Raw genomic sequence first — 18,495 nt, forward strand, 5'->3', positions numbered from 1 at the left:
GCAGGCAAATTTTCTGCCCCGTGTACCGTCTGCGCAAGACCGTTGAACAGACCCGATTCGTGGAATTCACAACAATACCTCAGGTCCCCGCCCCGGGGGGCTGCAAAAGGAGAAGGTCATGCTGGAGCTCGCTCAGGAGCAGATCGCTATGGACCAGGTGGCTGCCGACAAGGCCGAGGCGCTGCGCCTTCTGGCCGATCGGCTGGTCGCCGATGGCCTGGTCGCCGAAGGTTACCTGCAAGGGCTCCTGGACCGCGAGGCGCAAGGCTCGACATTCCTTGGCCAGGGTATCGCCATCCCCCACGGCACGCCGCAGACCCGCGACCAAGTCTTCGCCACCGGCGTGCGCCTGTTGCAGTTTCCCGAGGGGGTGGACTGGGGGGACGGTCAGATCGTTTACCTGGCCATCGGCATTGCCGCCCGGTCCGACGAGCACCTGCGCCTGCTGCAATTGCTGACCCGTGCCCTGGGCGAGACCGACCTGGCCGAGGCCCTGCGCCGTGCCTCCAGCGCTGAGGCGTTGCTCAAGCTGTTGCAAGGCGCACCCCAGGCCCTGGCGCTGGACGCGCAACTGGTGGGGCTGGGCCTGGCCGCCGAAGACTTCGACGAGCTGGCCTGGCGTGGCGCGCGGCTGCTGCAACGTGCCGGCTGCGTCGATGCCGGGTTTGCCAACGTGCTGCAACAGGCCGAGCCGCTGCCCCTGGGTGAGGGATTGTGGTGGCTGCACAGCGAGCGCCTTGTGCGTCAGCCAGGCCTGGCCTTCGTCACGCCGCAGCAACCGCTGCGCTACCGTGACCAGCCGCTCAACGGCCTGTTCTGTCTGGCGAGCCTGGGTGTCGCTCATCAAGCTTTGCTCGAGCGCCTGTGTGAAGTGCTGATCGAAGGCCGTGGGCAAATGCTCTACCAAGCGCCCAACAGCCGCGCCGTGCTGCAGGTGCTCGGTGGAGAGGCCCCGGCCGATTGGCCGAGCGTTTGCGTGGTGCTGGCCAATCCCCACGGTTTGCATGCGCGCCCAGCCAAGGTGCTGGCCCAGCTGGCCAAAGGTTTCGAGGGCGAGTTGCGTGTCCGCCTGCAGGACAGCGTCGAGCCGGCAGTGTCGCTCAAGAGCCTGAGCAAGCTGCTCAGCCTTGGGGCCCGGCGCGGCCAGACGCTGGAGCTCATCGCCGAACCCAGTATTGCCAACGATGCCCTGCCGGTCTTGCTGGCGGCCATCGAGCAAGGCCTGGGCGAGGTGGTGGAAGCGCTGCCTGAAACGGCCTCGCCAAGTGTCCAAGAGCCTGTGCAGACGCTCCAGGCGCCGGCGGCCGGAAGCGTCGTGCAGGGTGTCGGCGCTGCGCCGGGCATCGCCAGTGGCCCGGCTTTTGTGCAGGTAGAGCGCCAGATCGACTACCCGCTACGCGGCGAGTCGCCTGCCCAAGAGCGGCATAAGCTGCGCGATGCGCTGGCGGTGGTGAATGCCGAGCTGCAGGCCCTGGTGGAGCGTAGTGACCCCACGATCGGCGAGATATTCGTCACCCACCAGGAAATGCTCGCCGACCCGGGCCTGAGCGATGAAGTCGAGCAGCGCCTGGCCCAAGGCGAGAGCGCGGCGGCTGCCTGGATGGCGGTGATCGACGGCGCGGCGCGTCAGCAGGAGGCGTTGCACGACACCCTGCTGGCCGAGCGTGCTGCGGATCTGCGTGATATCGGCCGGCGAGTGCTGGCGCAACTGTGCGGTGTCCAGGACATCGTCGAACCTGAGCAGCCCTACGTGCTGGTGATGGCCGAGGTGGGCCCGTCGGATGTGGCCCGCCTGGACCCGGCCCGGGTCGCCGGTATCGTCACTGCCCAAGGCGGTGCCACGGCCCACAGCGCAATCGTTGCCCGCGCGCTGGGCATCCCGGCGGTGGTGGGGGCCGGTGCCGCCATTCTGTTGCTGGAGGCCGGCACGCCGTTGTTGCTCGATGGCCAGCGTGGCCGGGTCAGCGTGGCGCCGGCGGCCAATGACCTGCAGCGGGCCCTGGCCGAGCGCGATCTGCGCGAGCAACGCCTGCAGGCCGCCTGGGCCAAGCGTCACGAGCCGGCGGTGACCCGCGATGGCCATGCGGTCGAAGTGTTCGCCAACATCGGCGAGAGCACGGGGATCGACAAGGTGGTGGAGCAGGGCGCCGAAGGCGTCGGCCTGCTGCGCACCGAACTGATCTTCATGGCCCACCCCCAGGCACCTGATATCGCCACCCAGGAGGCTGAATACCGCCGCGTGCTCGATGGCCTGGGCGGGCGGCCCCTGGTGGTGCGCACGCTGGATGTGGGGGGCGACAAACCGCTGCCGTACTGGCCGATCGACGCCGAGGAGAATCCCTTCCTGGGGGTTCGCGGCGTGCGCCTGACCCTGCAGCGTCCCCAGATAATGGAAGCCCAGCTGCGCGCCTTGCTGCAGGCAGCCGATGACCGCCCCCTGCGCATCATGTTCCCGATGGTCGGACAGGTGCATGAATGGCGCGAGGCCAAGGCCATGGTTGATCGCCTGCGTGCGCAAATCCCGGTGGCTGACCTGCAAGTGGGCATCATGGTCGAGGTGCCGTCAGCGGCGCTGCTGGCACCGCAACTGGCGCGCGAAGTGGATTTCTTCAGTATTGGCACCAACGACCTGACCCAGTACACCCTGGCCATCGACCGTGGCCATCCGAGCCTTTCGGCCCAGGCCGACGGCCTGCACCCGGCGGTGCTGCAACTGATCGACGTGACCGTGCGTGCCGCCCACGCCCAAGGCAAATGGGTGGGTGTGTGCGGCGAGCTGGCGGCGGACCCGCAGGCGGTCGCGGTGCTGCTGGGCCTGGATGTGGACGAGCTGAGCGTCGCGGCCCGCAGCATTGCCGAAGTCAAGGCGCTGGTCCGCCAGGCCGATCACCAGACGGCACGCGCCCTGGCGCGCGAGGCCTTGCAACAAGACAGCGCCGCGGCGGTCCGGGCGCTGGTGGAGCGTTATTGAAATGGCCAAGATCCTCACCCTTACCCTGAACCCGGCGCTCGACATCACCATCAGCCTGGACACCCTGCGCCCCGGCCATGTCAATCGCAGCCACAGCCAGCACAGCCATGCCGCGGGCAAGGGGCTGAACGTTGCCCAGGTCCTGGCCGACCTGGGCCACAGCGTGACTGTGGGCGGCTTTCTGGGGCGCGACAATATCGAGCCGTTCGAGGCGCTGATCGCCTGGCGCGGCTTTGCCGACTGCTTTGTCCGGGTGCCGGGCGAGACCCGTAGCAACATCAAGCTGGTCGAGGCCGATGGCCGGGTCACCGATATCAACGGTCAAGGGCCGGAAGTTGACGAGGCGGCCCGTGTTGCCCTGCTTCGTCGCTTGGAACAGGTGGCGGCGGGGCACGATGCTGTGGTGGTGGCCGGCAGTCTGCCCCGAGGTGTCGATGCGCAGTGGTTCCATCAGCTACTGCTGCAACTGAAGCAGCAGGGTTTGAAGATTGCCCTGGACACCAGCGGCGAAGCCTTGCGTGTCGGCCTGCAGGTCGGGCCCTGGCTGGTCAAGCCCAACACCGAGGAACTGGGCGAGGCGCTCGGCGCCAAGGTGGACACTGCGCAAGCCCAGCGCCTGGCTGCCGAGCGGCTGCTGGCCAGCGGCGTCGAGCACGTGGTGGTGTCCCAAGGCGAGCAGGGCCTGAGCTGGTTTGCCCAAGATCGGCCACCCCTGCATGGGCGACCGCCGAAGGTGCAGGTGGCCAGCACTGTCGGCGCTGGTGATTCGTTGGTCGCGGGCATGGTCCATGGCCTGCTGCTGGATGAGCCGCGCGAGCACACGCTACGCCGGGCCACGGCCATCGCCGCTCAGGCGGTCACTCAGGTCGGCTTTGGGATTCGCGATCGCGAACAGCTGGCGCGCCTGGAAAACGCTGTGCAACTGACAGAACAACAAGAGGGTTGCCGATGAACATCGCCATCATCACCGCCTGCCCCAACGGCCAGGTGTCCAGCGTTCTGAGCGCGCGCTTGCTGGCGGCTGCCGCCCGGCAACGCGGCTGGAACCCCGTGGTCGAGGTGCAGGATGTCGAACGTGCCGAGGGGCGCTTGAGTCCGGCGCAGATCGCCGAGGCCGACTGGGTACTGGTGGTCAGCACTGGCCCTGTGGATCTGGAGCGCTTCGTCGGCAAGCGGGTCTACCGCAGCACACCGGCCCAGGCCCTGGCCGATCGGGAGCGTTTCCTGGATGAGGCGGCGGCCCAGGCCCAAGTGCTGGAGGCGCAGACGCCTGCGGTGCCCACGGCGAACGGTACGCTGCCGAGGGTCGTTGCTGTCACTGCCTGCCCCACCGGTGTGGCCCACACCTTCATGGCCGCCGAAGCGTTGCAACAGGCAGCCAAGGACTTGGGCTATCAATTGACGGTGGAAACCCAAGGCTCGGTAGGGGCGCGCAATCCGCTCTCAGCCGAGGCCATCGCCGACGCCGATGTGGTATTGCTGGCCGCCGACATCGAAGTGCCCACGGCGCGCTTTGCCGGCAAACGCATCTACCGCTGCGGTACTGGCATCGCGTTGAAGCAGGCGCGCACCATCCTCGACAAGGCCCTGGCCGAAGGCAAGGTCGAGGTAGGGGTGGAGGCTGCCGCAGAGACCGTGAAGAAAAGCGAGAAGAGCGGCGTCTACAAACACCTGCTTACCGGCGTGTCATTCATGCTGCCGATGGTGGTGGCCGGTGGCCTGTTGATCGCCTTGTCGTTCGTCTTCGGCATCGAGGCCTACAAGGAGCCTGGCACCTTGCCAGCGGCCTTGATGCAGATCGGCGGCGAGGCGGCATTCAAGCTGATGGTGCCCCTGCTGGCCGGCTATATCGCCTGGTCCATCGCCGACCGCCCCGGGCTGGCGCCGGGCATGATCGGTGGTCTGCTTGCCAGCACATTGGGGGCGGGCTTCATCGGCGGCATCATCGCAGGCTTCCTGGCCGGCTACAGCGCCAAGGCCATCAGCCGCTGGGCGCGTCTGCCGAGCAGCCTCGAGGCGCTTAAGCCGATCCTGATCATTCCGCTATTGGCCAGTCTGTTCACCGGTTTGGTGATGATCTACGTGGTCGGCCAGCCAGTAGCGGCGATGCTCGAAGGCCTGACGCGCTTTCTCGACAGCATGGGCACCACCAACGCCATTCTGCTTGGGCTGTTGCTGGGCGGCATGATGTGCGTGGATCTGGGCGGTCCGATCAACAAGGCGGCCTACGCCTTCTCGGTGGGGCTGCTGGCCTCGTCCAGCTATGCACCGATGGCGGCGACCATGGCCGCCGGGATGGTGCCGCCGATCGGCCTGGGCATCGCCAGCTTCCTGGCCCGGCGCAAGTTCGCCCAGAGCGAGCGCGAGGCGGGCAAGGCGGCATTGGCCCTGGGGCTGTGCTTCATCTCCGAGGGCGCGATTCCGTTTGCCGCCAAGGACCCGCTGCGGGTGATCCCGGCCAGTGTCGCGGGCGGCGCGCTGACCGGGGCGCTGTCGATGTACTTTGGCTGCAAGCTGATGGCGCCCCATGGCGGGCTGTTCGTGCTGCTGATCCCCAACGCGATCAACCATGCGTTGCTTTACCTGCTGGCGATCCTGGCGGGCAGCCTGCTGACGGCGGTGGTGTATGCACTGATCAAGAAAGGTGAGCGTGTGGAATTGGCGGTGGCGCCGGCCAAGGGCTGAGGAAAGCGAGCCTGAGGTCGTAGCGCGGCCCCAGGCGATTCAGCGGCGGTGTTTCTGGCGCAACGGCGTCAGCAGTTCACCCAGCCCGTTGTGGTCGATCTCATGCATCAACGCCAGCAGTCCACCCAACTCGCCAGGCGGGAAGCCCTTGCGGGCGAACCATGCCAGATAGTCGCCGGGCAGGTCGGCGATCAGGCGACCTTGGTACTTGCCAAAGGGCATGGTGCGGGTGACCAGCAGCTGCAGGGTTTCAGGTTTCATCGCCAGCCCTTACCGAACAAAGCGCCGACCATACTGCAAACTGCACGAACACCCAAGCGGCGATCATGCAGAACGCCGCCCAAGGTGTTGCTCCACGGTTTCGTAACTCATTGAATTAACGAAGAATTATCCTTTTTGTCGATTTGGCACGATGCCTGCTCCATTCCAAGTGACTATCACCTGCCAAGGAGTTCGCGCCATGAGTCATCCAAACAACGACGTGATCGATGTGCTCAACGACCTGATCGAGTACAGCAAGGACGGCGAAAAGGGGTTCAAAGAGTCGGCCGAAGACGTCAAGAATACCGAGTTGAAGGCATTCTTCGTGCAACGCGCCGGTGAATGCGCCAGCGCTGCCGCCGAGCTGCAGAGCGAGGTGCGTCGTCTGGGCGGCGACCCGGAAACCTCTACAAGCCTCAGTGGCGACCTGCATCGGGGCTGGGTCAACTTGAAGTCCATGCTGACCGGCAAGAGCGAGGAAGCGGTGCTCAACGAGGTCGAGCGCGGCGAGGACTTCGCGCTCAAGGCCTACAAGGACGCCCGCGAGAAACTGGTCAAGCTCGGCCGCAGCGCCAGCGACCAGACCTACGCGTTGGTAGAGAAGCAGCTGCAAGGTGTGCAGCGTAACCATGACCAGGTCAAAGCGCTGCGCGACGCCGCGCGCGCTCGGTCCTAAAGCTCCGGGCCCTCGACACGGTTGCGGCCGTTGGCCTTGGCCCTGTAGAGCGCCTCGTCCGCGCTGCCCAGCAGGCCCGTCAGGTCCCGCTGGGTGCCAGGGACGTGCACGCCGATACCAATGCTGACGGTCACCGGTCGTTCGTCGCCTGCGAAAGTCGGTAGCGCCTCGACCTGGGCGCGGATGCGCTCGGCGAGCAGGCGCGCACCGGCCAAATCCGTCTCCGGCAGCACCACCTGAAATTCCTCCCCACCATACCGCGCCGCCAGATCCGCCGGGCGGCGAATACAGTGTTCGAGCGTATGGGCGACTTCACGCAGGGCATGATCGCCCCCGGCATGGCCGTGGCGCTGGTTGAACGCTTTGAAGTGATCCACATCCACCATGAGAATGGCCAGCGGCTGACGATTGCGCTGGGCCCGCGCCCATTCCTGTCGCAGCACCTGATCGAGATGCCGGCGATTGGCCAAGCCTGTGAGGCTGTCGGTGGCCGCCAGAGTCGCCAGGCATTGTTCGGCTTCGTGACGACGGCGCAATTCGCGGCCTAGCAGTAAGGTCAGCCAAAGAATGCCGATGCACAGCATGCCGGTCGCTACGCTGACCAGGATCGCAGTGCGTCGCCAGGACTGAAACACCTCTTCGGCCGAGTCCACCACCAGAACGATCAACGGCAGGTCGGCGACCCGGGCGAACGTATAGATATGCGGCGTGCCGGCCGACCCGGAGCGCGCGGTGAAACTGCCGCTGCGTTCGCTGAGGATGCGTTGGAAATTGGGCCGTTCGCGGTAATTGCTGCCGATCATCGGGTCTTGCGCCCGGGAGGGCTGGCGGGCCAGTAACTGCCCTTCGGTGTTAAGCAGGTTGATGCTGCTGTCGTTGCCGATGTCCAGGCGTTCGAACAGCTCGCTGAAATAGGACAGGCGCAGGGCACCGGAGGCGATGCCGGCGAATTCGCCATCAGGGCCGGAAATGCGCCGGCTGAAACTGATGCACCAATCCAGATCCCCCAGACGCGCTTTGAACGGCGGGCTGATGAACAACCCAAGGCCCGGGCGGTCGCGATGGGCCTTGAAGGCAACGCTGTCGCTCAAATCTCCTTGCCTTGGCGGCATGCTGAGCGAGTCACCGAGCACCTTGCCCTGGGCATCGACCCAGAGGATATCGCCCCGTACGGGGGCGGCGAAGGTCTGGTTGAAGAGGATTTGTTGGCGCAGCTCAGGCGAGGTATCCAGCAGTTCAGGGTGCTTCACCGCCCAGATCAGGCCGTGCAGGGTCTGGTCGTAGAGTTCGACGTTACGCAGGATATCGCTTTCGATGAGCTGGACGATATTACTGGAGGAACGTTTGGCCGATTGTTCGACACTGTCGCGTTCGCGGCTCAGCAGGTAGCTGACGATCGCCACGATGGCGAGCACGGCAAGGCAACTGCCCAGGTTGAGGATCAGTTCGGGGTGCGACCTGTACAGGGTAAAGCGCGATGATCGGGTGGGCATGTTCGCTACTGCACAGGCGGGGCCATTATGCGGCGGCGGTATTCTAGGGAAGCCAGGATTGTCGGACAAGATTCGTTCGACGGAAAAACGAGGCCGGCCGCTGTACGGCCTATCGCAGGCCTGGCCCGCTCCCACAGAGGCTACGGTGTCCTCTGCAGGTGCGGGCTTGCGCGGCGAACGAGGGCCAAGCCCTCGCTAGGTCTTTAGGTCAGAAGATGTTCAACGGATAGTCGACGATCACCCGGACTTCATCGTTGTCGCTGTTGCCATCGATGGCGGCATAGCCCTGGCTGCCGCGATGGCTGGCGTAGCGCAACAGCACCGACAGGTCCTTGAGGCTGCCTTCCTGGAAGACGTACTTCACGTCCAGGTCGCGTTCCCAGTGCATGGCGTTCTTGCCTTCGGGATTGTAGTAGGCGTAGTGGGTGGTGTCCTGGTCGGCCTTGGTCAGGTCCGCTTCACCGCGCGAGTACGACAGCGAGGTGCTCAGGCCGGGCATGCCGAGGCCGGTGAAATCATAGTCGTACTGCAGTTTCCAGGACCGCTCGTTGGGCGCGTTGAAGTCCGAATACATCCGCGAGTTGTCCAGGTACACGCTGTCGCCCAGGTTGATGTAGTCGAACGGCGTGTTGCCGTTCACGCGCTGGTAGGCGGCCGTGATGCTGTGGTAGCCGGCATTGACTGTGAAATGCAGGCTGTAGGTGTTGTTGTCGATGTTGCCCAGCAGTGCCTGGCCGGTGTCCTGGGTGTGATAGAAATGCAGGCCCGGGTTGAGGCTGACCAAGTCGTTGACCACATAGGTGTAGTCGAAGTCGACGTAGTACTGGTTCCAGATGTCCTTCAGTTCGGCGGCATAGAGATTGGTGGTGACGTTCTCGGTACCGCTCCAGGACAGCCCGGCCCAGGTCAGGTGGTCACTTTTGCTTCCATCATCCAGGCTGCCGTAGTAGGTATCGATGCGGCGATGCCCGCTCTGGTTGTACGGCTTGGTGAAGCTGGCCTGGCCACCTTCGAGCAGCAGGCCGTCGATGCTGGTGTTGGTCAGGCTCACGCCGCGGAAGGTCTGCGGCAGCATGCGCGACTCGCCACCGGCGATCACCGGGTTGGTGAGGAACAGGTCACCGGCCTTGAGCTCGGTGTCGAAGGCCTTGAACTTGACCGCCGCGCCTGCAGTGGAGAACGAATGCGGGGCTGCCCCCGGTTCGCCATCGTCTTGTACGTGTTTGGGCAGGATACTGGTGCCGGAGTGGCCGCCACCGCCGTCGAGCTTCAGGCCCAGCATGGCATGGGCATCGACACCGACGCCGATCACGCCGGGGGTATAGCCGGACTCGAAACGCGCAACGAAGCCTTGGCCCCATTCACGCAGGTCGCGCTCTGCGGGGTTGAGGTTGTTGCGATTGAAGTAGGCATTGCGAAAATGCAGGTTCAGGGAAGAACCTTCGATGAATCCATCAGCCTTGTCTTCATCGGCCTGGACAGCGAACGGCATCGTTGCAGTCAATGCAACGAACAGCGGGGTAAAACGAAACGCGGAAGGCACCGGTACGAGCTCCTTTGATCTGGCGGTGGGGTCGTTGTTGTTTTGGGGAATGCAAGTTTCTTGTTATGTACGCAACAGCCTGGCTGATAGTTTTGGCACATAAAAAAAGCCGCTGATCGGCAGCGGCTTTGAAAGGCTAACATATTGGCGCACGGGGCGCCCGTGTGAGAGCCAAGGGAAAAAACAGGAGCGGAAAACAGTCGATCAGCTATCGGCACTGTCGTCGGCGACGGCCTTGGAAGCGGTCTGCTGTACGTCTTTAGCAGCATCTGCCTTCTGCGCGGCATAGGCTTCGCGAGCCTGTTGATGGACAACTGCAAGTTCTGCGTTACGGGCAGCGAAGGCCGGCGATTCTTCAGCCATGGCCAGAGGCGACAACAACAGGGAAGACAGAATGAAAACGCTGGCAACACCCATACTGTTGGACATTTAAAACAACCTTCTTGCGATGCAAGTGTTAACGAGGACAGGCATAAGTTAGTCCCTTCAACCATGTAGAAACAGGCTGAAGTTGGATAAGCACTGTTACGCAAAAAGTAATGATTGGCGGCGAAAACGCTAGGATCCAACGCGCAAACCAGCGTCCTTGAGCGTCCGGCAGGCAAAATGCCGAAGGTGTTGCCGCCCTGCGCGCTGCAAACGAAAAAGCGCCCCCTGCTGTCCATCAAGGCTGACAGCCCCATCGGTTTCAGTTGGTTGGTGGCCAATTGCCAATATGCTGCTCTGGATCAATGTTTTGTCAGTCATTGGCCCTAGAGTCGAACGCCCTGCCGATTTTCCCCACAACAACAACGAGTGCCTCCGATGAAGTGCAATTTGCCTGTTACCGGTCGCCAAGTGGATTACCCCGGCGATGCCAACATCCTGTCCACCACCGATCTGGACAGCCGGATCACCTATGCCAACGACGATTTCGTGCGAATCAGTGGGTTCACTCGCGATGAATTGTTGGGCCATGCGCACCATATCGTGCGCCACCCGGACATGCCGCCCGAGGCGTTCGAACAGATGTGGGGGGCGCTCAAGGCTGGGCGCTCCTGGATGGGGTTGGTGAAGAATCGCTGCAAGAACGGCGACCATTACTGGGTCAGTGCGTTCGTTTCGCCGATCAGCAGCGGTGGCAGAACCATCGAGTACCAGTCGGTGCGCACCCGGCCCAGCGCCGAGCAGGTGGCGGCGGCCGAGCGCTGCTATCGACAACTGCGCGAAGGGCGGCGTAACTGGCGCGCGCGCCTGCCGGTGCTCGGCCTGGGACTGCGGCTGTCGTTGGGCGTCGCAGCGGCGCTAGCGCTGGTGGTCGGCGTCGGACATGGCTGGCAGGATGTGCCGGTGTGGCGTTCGCTGGCGGAAATAATGCTTGCAGCCGGGGCCAGCAGTGCGCTGTTGATCTGGCAGCTGCGTCCCTTCGAGCGCTTGCGCCAGCAGGCCTTGGCGATTGCCGACAACCCGCTGAGCCAGCAGTTGTACACCGGGCGGCGCGATGCCATTGGCCAGATCGAATTCGCCATGCGCATGCTCAAGGCCCAGCTGGGTGCGGTGGTGGGGCGCATTGGCGATACCTCGGCACGCCTGGCCGGGCATTCCGGGTCGTTGGTGCAGGCGCTTGAGGTCAGCCATGCCAACAGCCTGGAGCAGCAGGAAGAGGCGGACCAGGTGGCCACCGCCATTCACCAGATGAGCGCCAGTGTCGCCCAGGTGGCCAGCAGTGCGCAGTTGGCGGCCGTGGCCGCCAACCAAGCCGAAGATGAAACCCAGGCCGGCCATCAAGTGGTGGACCGCAATCGCTGCGCGATCCAGGACCTGGCCGGGTCGCTGGTCGAAGCCAGTGATGCAGTCCATCAATTGGAGCAGCACAGCAGTGATATTTCCGGAGTGCTTGACGTGATCCGGGGGATCGCCGAGCAGACCAACCTGCTGGCGCTCAACGCAGCCATCGAGGCTGCCCGGGCGGGCGATCAGGGCCGAGGTTTCGCCGTGGTGGCCGACGAGGTGCGCGGCCTGGCCCAGCGCACCACGCAATCGACCCACGAGATCCAGCGCATGATCGGCACGCTGCAGGACGGGGCTCGTGCCGCGGTGCAGGTGATGCGCCAGAGCAGCAGCCACGCCGGGCACAGCGTCGAGCAAGCGCAACTGGCCAGCGGTGCGCTCGATGGCATCAGCGCACGGGTCAACCAGATCAATGAGATGAGCCTGCAGATTGCCGCTGCGGTGGAGCAGCAGAGCCAGGTGAGCGAAAACATCAACCGCAACATCATCAGCATCCGCCAGGCCAGCGAAGCGACGGTCGATGTCGGCCAGCGCAGCCATGCCAATGCGACCGACGTGGCGGACCTCGCCATGGACCTGCGGCGTCTGGCTGATGAGTTCTGGCGCCGTTGCCAGTGAATCAGAAACCGATGAAGGCGTAGTAGAGCGGCGGTTCGGCGGTGGTCGACAGACCGAGTGCGGCCAACTCGTGCATCAGGGGCGGGGCTTCGATGTGCAAGGTCCAGGGCGCCTGGTTGTCGGCCGGCAGCTGTTCCAAGGCCGCGGCGAAAGCGTCCATGGCGGGCAGGTAGGCCGTGAAGCCGTTGCCCTTGAGAGCGCTGGTGGTCATGCCCAAGGCTTGGCAGAGGGCCACCTTGGCGGCGATGTCGTCACGGTCGGCCTGGCGCGAGGCTTCGATCAGGGCGCGCAGGTGCGGGTCCACCAGTGACTGGCCGTGGATCAGTTCAGGGCCTTGGCTCCAGGCGTCGGGCGGACAGTCCTTGTTTTCCGGACGCAGGGGCAGGTGCGGGTTGATCTCGGCCGGGTAGATGCGGCAAACCAACGGGCGGGTCTCATAGATAGTGCACAGGTCGTTGTCGTCCAGGTTGCGGCAACGGCCCGGGTTGAAGGCGGCGAACGTCACCGACACGTGCAGCCGGGCCGTGCCGCAGACAACCGGGTAGGCCCGGCGCAGGACATGGTCGCGTTGTTCTGCCGGCATGCCGGGGCCGTCGCAGACGAACCCTTCGATCAGCACCACCACCTGGCCGCCGTTGGCCGCCCATTGGCGGGTTTCGTCCAGGGTCAGCGGCACATGATGGCCGGTGCAGCACTTGCCGCAACCGGTGCAGGCGAAACGAATGCTGTCGCTCACGGCGCGCCTGGGCTCCATTCGCTGACGAAGGCCTGGTGACGCTGGCGGTCATACAGGCACAGCTCGGTGCCGGTGCGCTGCTGCATGTGCTTTTGCGGGTAGATGCCCTCGATCAGCAGGACGCTGTAGCCCACCTGGTCGTCGAACTCCGCGGGTTTGCCGCGGGCATGGGCATCCTTGAGCTGGCTGGCGGCCAGGCAGCCCTTGAGCATCTGTTGGCGTTGTTCATTCCAGGCTTGACTGCTGGAAGCCTGGGCCATGCCGCTGGCGAGGATACAGGCGATCAGAAGGGTGCTGAGAAACTTCATACAAGGTACCGGCAACAAAACAACCGAAGGGCGCGAATTATGCCCGAGTCGTCCCGGGCAGCAAGCCAGGGAAATTGTCGCTGACTATATCAGTGCTCGGCAAAGACCACGGCCCGCGCGGCCACCACCAGACAATCGGTCAGCTCGGGCGAAGAGAACTTGGTGAGAATCGCGTTGGCGCCGGCCAGCTTGGCTTTTTCGCCGCTCATGGTGCTGTCCAGCGAGGTGTGCAGCAGTACGTAGAGATGCTGGAAGTCCGGGCTTTCCCGCAGGGTGCGGGTGAAGGCGTAGCCGTCCATCTCTGACATCTCGATGTCCGAGACGATGATGTTGATTTCCCGCTCGGTGCCTTGCAGTTCCAGCAACACGTTGATCGCATCCTTGGCGCTGCGTGCGGTGTGGCATTCGATGCCCAGGTTGCGCAGGGTATGGATCGACTGCTGCAAAGCCACTTGGCTGTCATCCACCACCAGAATGTTGGCGGCCGCCAGCAGGCTGGCGTCTTCCTCGCTGAGTTCGCCTGGGTGCGGTTCTGGCTCGGGCGGTGCGATGGCGTGGATGACCTTTTCGATGTCCAGCACCTGCACCAAGGTGTTGTCGACCCGAGTCACGCCGGTGATGAACGAGCGGTTGCCCGAGCCGTAGGGGGGCGGCTTGATGTCGGTGCTCAGGCAGTGAACGATGCGGCTCACCGCCTGCACATGCAGGCCCTGGCGCGAACGGCTGATCTCGGTGACGATCAGGCAGCCACCGGACGGGTCGGCCAACGGCTGCTCGCCGATGGCGCGGGAGAGATCGATCACCGACAGCGGGTTGCCGCGCAGCGTCGCCACGCCTTTGACGTGCGGATGCGATTCCGGCAGGCGGGTCAGCGGCGGGCAAGGGATGATCTCGCTGACTTTGAGCAGGTTGATCGCCATCAGCTTGCCGCTGCGCAAGGTGAACAGCAGCAGGGACAACGAGTCCGCACGGGCGTTTTGCGTGGCCATGGGCAACCTTCGAGTCTGTCGGTAATAAAAGGAGGATGCCGGGTTATCGGCCTGTTGGGGCCAGGCTTTAGGTCACGGTGCGGTCAATCGCAGGCGTTGCCTGGGCAGGTATCGCCTGCGTTGACCCTTTCGCGGGTAAATCTGGGCGCCGAAGGTCGTTTCGCGGTGGCGGGACTGGGCGCAAGGGCCAGCGCAACCCCAGGCGCTTGGCCAGGCGGCTGAGATTGGCGCGATCGAGCCCCAGCTCACGCGCTGCTGCCGCCCAGTTGTCCTGGTGGCGCTCAAGGCAAGCGCCGATCACCTGCCGTTGATATGCGTCCACCGCTTCGCGCAAGCCACCGTCGGGCAGGTTGAGCAGTGGCTGAACCGGGGCAGGAGTGGGGGCGTGGTGGGGCACAAGGGCGGTGTGCAGGTCCAGGTCGCTGGCTTCCAGGGTCAGAATGCGAGGACGCTCGGGATGCTGGCCGAGGGCTTTGAGTGCCGAGCGGCCAATCAGATGCTCAAGTTCGCGCACGTTGCCAGGCCAGTCGTAGGCCAGCAAGGCGGCCTGGGCGTCGGCACTCAGTCGCAGGCTGTTCAGGCCCAGGCGGGAGCGGTTCTGCTCGAGGAAGTATCCGGCAATCAGCAACACATCCCGGCCGCGCTCCCGCAGCGGCGGGACCTGCAGCGGATAGACGCTCAGGCGGTGGTAGAAGTCGGCGCGGTAGTGGCCGTTGCGCACTTCCATGGCCAGGTCGCGGTTGGTGGCAGCGATCAGGCGCACATCGACCTGGTGCTCGCGATCTGAGCCCAGGCGCTGCAACTGCCCGCTTTGCAGGACCCGCAGCAGCTTGGCCTGTACTGTCAGGGGCAGTTCGCCCACCTCGTCGAGAAACAGCGTGCCGCCATTGGCCAGCTCGAATTTGCCGCGCCGCTCGCCATGGGCGCCGGTGAAAGCCCCGCGCACGTGGCCGAACAGTTCGCTCTCCACCAACGTGTCGGGCAGGGCGGCGCAGTTGAGGCTGATCAGCGGTTTGTGGGCGCGGTTGCTGGCCTGGTGCAGGGCCTGGGCCACGAGCTCCTTGCCGACACCGGTCTCGCCGGTGATCAGCACAGTCAGGTCGCTGCCGCCGACCAGGCGGATTTCTTCCAGCAAGCGTTTGTGCGCCTTGCTCTGACCGATCAGCTCTTTGGCTTGCCCGCTGGCCTGGCGATAGACCTCGGCGCGTTGGTGTTCATCCTCGGCGCGTAGGGCCAGGTCCTCGATGCGCTCGGCCACGGTGACAGTGGCCGCGGCGAGGCTGGCGAAGGCTTGCAGGGACTCGAGTTCCAGGCTTTGGAAACGCCCGGGCGTGAGGGCATCGAGGGTGACCAGGCCCCAGGGTTGTTCATCGACCATCAAGGGGCAGCCCATGCAGTCGTGCACGTGCAGGTCGGCATGCGGCGCGTTGACCAGGCCGTCGTACGGGTCGGGCAGTTCGCTGTCGCTGGCGAAGCGGGTCGGGCCGGGACGGCTGAGCAGGATCTGGAAGCGCGGGTGTTCACTGACCCTGAAGCGTCGACCCAGCGTATCGGGCGACAGGCCATCGACCGCCAGCGGCACTAGCCATTCGCCATCCAGGCGCAACAGGGCGGCTGCATCGCATGGCAGCAGGTTGCGCATGGCTTGCAGCAGGCGGCGATAGCGCTCCTGGTCCGGAAGATCACGGGATAGATCGCTGACCAGAGGGAGCAGGGTGGTGAGCAGAGGGCGTGTAGTCATATGGACTCCTGTTGGTCGTTATGACTATACGCGCATTGGTGTCGTTTTGACTCGCATTGCTTGAAAACCCCGTAAACACTGGGCTCAGAAGTTGGCACGGTTGATGAAATACCGAGGGCAGACCAGTTCAAGCCCTAGGCTCAGGAGTCGTACCAAATGCTCAATGCCGAACAACGCGCAATCATCAAAGCCACTGTCCCGCTGCTCGAAAGCGGTGGCGAGGCCCTGACGACGCATTTCTACAAGATGATGCTCAGCGAGTACCCCGAAGTGCGCCCGCTGTTCAACCAGGCCCACCAGGCCAGCGGCGATCAGCCGCGCGCACTGGCCAACGGTGTGCTGATGTATGCCCGCCACATCGACCAGTTGGAGCAACTCGGTGGTCTGGTCGGGCAGATCATCAACAAGCATGTCGCCTTGCAGATCCTGCCCGAGCATTATCCGATCGTCGGCAGCTGCCTGCTGCGCGCTATCGAGGAAGTCCTTGGCAAGGACATCGCCACCGCTGAGGTGATCGCTGCCTGGGGCGCGGCCTACGGGCAATTGGCCGATATCCTGATCGGCGCCGAGGAAAGCCTCTATAAACAGAAAGAAGAAGCGGCCGGTGGCTGGCGCGGTACCCGTGAGTTTCGTCTGGTGCGTCGGGAGCAGGAGAGCAGCGAGATCGTCTCTTTCTATTTCGCACCGGTGGATGGCAAGCCGGTCCTGAAAGCCGAGCCTGGCCAGTACATCGGCCTGCAGCTGTTCATCGACGGTGTCGAGCAGCGCCGGAACTATTCACTGTCGGCCCTGTGCGATGGCGAGCAGTACCGCATCAGCGTCAAACGTGAAGTCGGTGGCAAGGTGTCCAATTACCTGCATCAGCAACTGCAGGTCGGCCAGACCCTGCAATTGTTCCCGCCGTCCGGAGATTTCACCTTGACGCACAGCGACAAGCCGCTGGTGCTCATCAGCGGAGGCGTAGGCATTACGCCGACCCTGGCGATGCTCCAGGCCGCCTTGCAGACGCAACGCCCGGTGCATTTCATCCATTGCGCGCGCAACGGGGCGGTGCACGCCTTCCGTGACTGGATCGATGGCCTGGCGGCGCGTCATCCACAGCTCAAACGCTTCTATTGCTATGCCGAGCAGGACGGCAAGGGCGAGGCCGACGCGGTCGGGGTGCTGAGTCAGGAGCAACTGGGCCAGTGGCTGCCGGCCGAGCGTGATGTGGATGCCTACTTCCTGGGCCCGAAAGGCTTCATGGCGGCGGTCAAGCGCCACCTCAAGGACCTGGGTGTGCCCGAGCAGCAAAGCCGTTACGAATTCTTCGGGCCGGCGGCTGCGCTGGAGTGAAGCCTCGATAATCTGGTCAGTCCGCTTCGGGGTGCAATCCACGAAGCGGACGACGCAGGATTTCCATTCCAATCGCTGGCAAGCCAGCTCTCGTATGCGGTGCTCCCGGACGTGGGTAATCGAGACGAAGCGAACGCGACATCGTTCGTGCGGGGGCTGGCTTGCCAGCGATTGGACCTGTAGGTCGCTTCTTATATAAGGAGATGAAATAAGCGAGGCCAATTTCATCTTTAATCTTCCTTTAATCACTGTATCCTTCACTCCCGGGTGTCGAGGGGCGTTCGCCTGTCCGGCATCCGGGTTGCCGCTTTTTGGCGGCTGACGTTGAACCGACGTCGCCCCGGCTGGTCTGAAGACGTCATCGGATAGCCCCGCGCAGTGCTATCACGCCGCTTCCTCGACGCACGTGTAGACTGTCGCCCAGGCAGGCCATTGCCCCGACAGGCCTGGCGCTGCCTCTATCCATCGAAGGAATCGGTAATGAACGAACAAACATCGCGCCTGAATCGCGAACGGCGCTTCCTGGTTCTGCTGGGTGTGATCTGCCTGTCGTTGATCGGCGGGGCGCTCTACATGCAGGTAGTGCTCGGCGAGGCCCCATGCCCGCTGTGTATCCTGCAACGTTATGCGCTGCTGTTGATCGCGGTGTTCGCTTTCCTTGCCGCCGCCATGCCGGGAAAACGCAGCCTGACGTTCTTCGAGGCGTTGGTGGTGCTCAGCGCGATCGGCGGAATCGTTGCGGCCGGCAACCATGTGTATATACTCGCGCACCCGATGGTCAGCTGCGGTATCGACACGCTGCAGCCGATCGTCGATGACCTGCCGCTGGCGCAGGTCTGGCCACTGGCGTTCCAAGTCGATGGATTCTGCAGCACGCCATACCCGCCGATCCTCGGATTGTCCCTGGCTCAGTGGGCGCTTCTGGCGTTCGTCCTCACTGCCGTCTTGGTGCCGCTGGGTATCTATCGGAACCGACGCAAGGCTTAGACAAAAGTCCCGCTTCCGACCTCTTCTGTTGCACGGCGAGAAACCAAAAGAAACTTGCCTCCCGCTTGACCCAGATCAACCACGAAGCCTTGTGCAATGCGGGCTTCAGGGCTATCAAGCGGGGTGCGACAAACTGTCGCGAAGTTGATTTTCCCTTCTGTATTGTTACCGAATTGGTAAAAGACTGTTGCGCAATAAGTCATAGTCAAGGGTGGGCGACCTATCTACAATCGCCCCCAATTTCCGTTCGGCACTGCTTGCAAGTCGCAGGATTGAAGGAAGCCGAGGCTCCTTTTTGCTGACTTCGTCAAGTTTCGCCCAACGGCGATACCGGGCGGACCCCCCTCCGCGTTTTCCCGCACCAAATGGACTTGGTCTGAAG

The 18,495-nt window shown here is 63.9% G+C and carries 13 protein-coding genes and 3 pseudogenes; 8 read left to right on the forward strand and 8 right to left on the reverse strand.

Annotation, left to right across the window (positions count from 1 at the left end):
* Window positions 1–118: 118 nt before the first annotated feature.
* From ptsP to BLS27_RS13870, 3 genes are read left to right on the forward strand one after another with little or no spacing between them, the layout of a single operon-like run.
* On the forward strand, window positions 119–2,971 hold the full coding sequence (ptsP, locus tag BLS27_RS13860; protein ID WP_090345239.1) for a phosphoenolpyruvate--protein phosphotransferase: 2,853 nt from the start codon (window positions 119–121) through the stop codon (window positions 2,969–2,971).
* A gap of 1 nt (window position 2,972) precedes the next feature.
* Window positions 2,973–3,923: a 1-phosphofructokinase gene (gene pfkB / locus BLS27_RS13865; RefSeq protein ID WP_090345241.1), complete on the forward strand. Its 951-nt coding sequence runs from the start codon at window positions 2,973–2,975 to the stop codon at window positions 3,921–3,923.
* Window positions 3,920–5,656, forward strand: a complete 1,737-nt coding sequence (locus BLS27_RS13870; RefSeq protein ID WP_090345243.1) for a PTS fructose-like transporter subunit IIB — start codon at window positions 3,920–3,922, stop codon at window positions 5,654–5,656. The genes pfkB and BLS27_RS13870 overlap by 4 nt, the downstream gene beginning before the upstream one ends.
* A gap of 39 nt (window positions 5,657–5,695) precedes the next feature.
* Here BLS27_RS13870 and BLS27_RS13875 read toward each other — a convergent pair whose 3' ends face one another.
* Entirely contained in the window at window positions 5,696–5,917 is a 222-nt protein-coding gene (locus tag BLS27_RS13875) for a DUF3820 family protein (RefSeq protein ID WP_070577002.1), read from the reverse strand.
* A 199-nt stretch (window positions 5,918–6,116) separates the two neighbouring features.
* Between BLS27_RS13875 and BLS27_RS13880 the strand changes: the two genes are divergently transcribed.
* Window positions 6,117–6,593, forward strand: coding sequence for a ferritin-like domain-containing protein (locus tag BLS27_RS13880; protein WP_043208011.1), 477 nt, complete (start codon window positions 6,117–6,119; stop codon window positions 6,591–6,593).
* Here BLS27_RS13880 and BLS27_RS13885 read toward each other — a convergent pair.
* The 3 genes from BLS27_RS13885 to BLS27_RS13895 all read right to left on the reverse strand — a co-directional run bounded on the left by BLS27_RS13885 (window position 6,590) and on the right by BLS27_RS13895 (window position 10,058).
* Window positions 6,590–8,086: a GGDEF domain-containing protein gene (locus BLS27_RS13885; RefSeq protein WP_090345245.1), complete on the reverse strand. Its 1,497-nt coding sequence runs from the start codon at window positions 8,084–8,086 to the stop codon at window positions 6,590–6,592. The two genes, BLS27_RS13880 and BLS27_RS13885, sit on opposite strands and share 4 nt — an antisense overlap.
* A gap of 208 nt (window positions 8,087–8,294) precedes the next feature.
* Entirely contained in the window at window positions 8,295–9,629 is a 1,335-nt protein-coding gene (locus BLS27_RS13890) for an OprD family porin (protein ID WP_090345248.1), read from the reverse strand.
* A gap of 204 nt (window positions 9,630–9,833) precedes the next feature.
* Entirely contained in the window at window positions 9,834–10,058 is a 225-nt protein-coding gene (locus BLS27_RS13895; RefSeq protein ID WP_043208017.1) for a hypothetical protein, read from the reverse strand.
* Between the two features lie 375 nt (window positions 10,059–10,433).
* Here BLS27_RS13895 and BLS27_RS24255 point away from each other — a divergent pair.
* Both BLS27_RS24255 and BLS27_RS24260 read left to right on the forward strand, forming a co-directional pair.
* A pseudogene (locus tag BLS27_RS24255) lies at window positions 10,434–10,715 on the forward strand (PAS domain-containing protein); the annotation flags it as partial.
* 309 nt (window positions 10,716–11,024) lie between these two features.
* Window positions 11,025–12,017: pseudogene (locus BLS27_RS24260) on the forward strand (methyl-accepting chemotaxis protein); the annotation flags it as partial.
* A gap of 1 nt (window position 12,018) precedes the next feature.
* Here BLS27_RS24260 and BLS27_RS13905 read toward each other — a convergent pair.
* The 4 genes and pseudogenes from BLS27_RS13905 to norR form a co-directional block, all read right to left on the reverse strand.
* Entirely contained in the window at window positions 12,019–12,753 is a 735-nt protein-coding gene (locus tag BLS27_RS13905) for a YkgJ family cysteine cluster protein (RefSeq protein ID WP_043208019.1), read from the reverse strand.
* Window positions 12,750–13,061 (reverse strand): hypothetical protein, encoded by a 312-nt coding sequence (locus BLS27_RS13910; RefSeq protein WP_090345252.1) that lies wholly within the window; start codon window positions 13,059–13,061, stop codon window positions 12,750–12,752. The genes BLS27_RS13905 and BLS27_RS13910 overlap by 4 nt, the downstream gene beginning before the upstream one ends.
* Before the next feature lie 89 nt (window positions 13,062–13,150).
* Complete coding sequence (locus BLS27_RS13915; RefSeq protein WP_043208024.1) at window positions 13,151–14,050, reverse strand: chemotaxis protein; 900 nt, start codon at window positions 14,048–14,050, stop codon at window positions 13,151–13,153.
* Between the two features lie 190 nt (window positions 14,051–14,240).
* Window positions 14,241–15,791 (reverse strand): annotated as a pseudogene (norR, locus tag BLS27_RS13920) (nitric oxide reductase transcriptional regulator NorR); the annotation flags it as partial.
* A gap of 156 nt (window positions 15,792–15,947) precedes the next feature.
* Between norR and hmpA the strand changes: the two are divergent.
* The gene (hmpA, locus tag BLS27_RS13925; RefSeq protein WP_043208028.1) at window positions 15,948–17,126 is read left to right on the forward strand and encodes an NO-inducible flavohemoprotein; all 1,179 of its coding nucleotides are present in this window, start codon (window positions 15,948–15,950) and stop codon (window positions 17,124–17,126) included.
* 480 nt (window positions 17,127–17,606) lie between these two features.
* Window positions 17,607–18,113: a disulfide bond formation protein B gene (locus BLS27_RS13930; protein WP_043208029.1), complete on the forward strand. Its 507-nt coding sequence runs from the start codon at window positions 17,607–17,609 to the stop codon at window positions 18,111–18,113.
* The last annotated feature ends 382 nt before the right edge of the window (window positions 18,114–18,495 follow it).

It is taken from the genome of Pseudomonas guariconensis, from assembly GCF_900102675.1.
In the GTDB taxonomy this organism is placed as follows: Bacteria; Pseudomonadota; Gammaproteobacteria; order Pseudomonadales; family Pseudomonadaceae; genus Aquipseudomonas; species Aquipseudomonas guariconensis.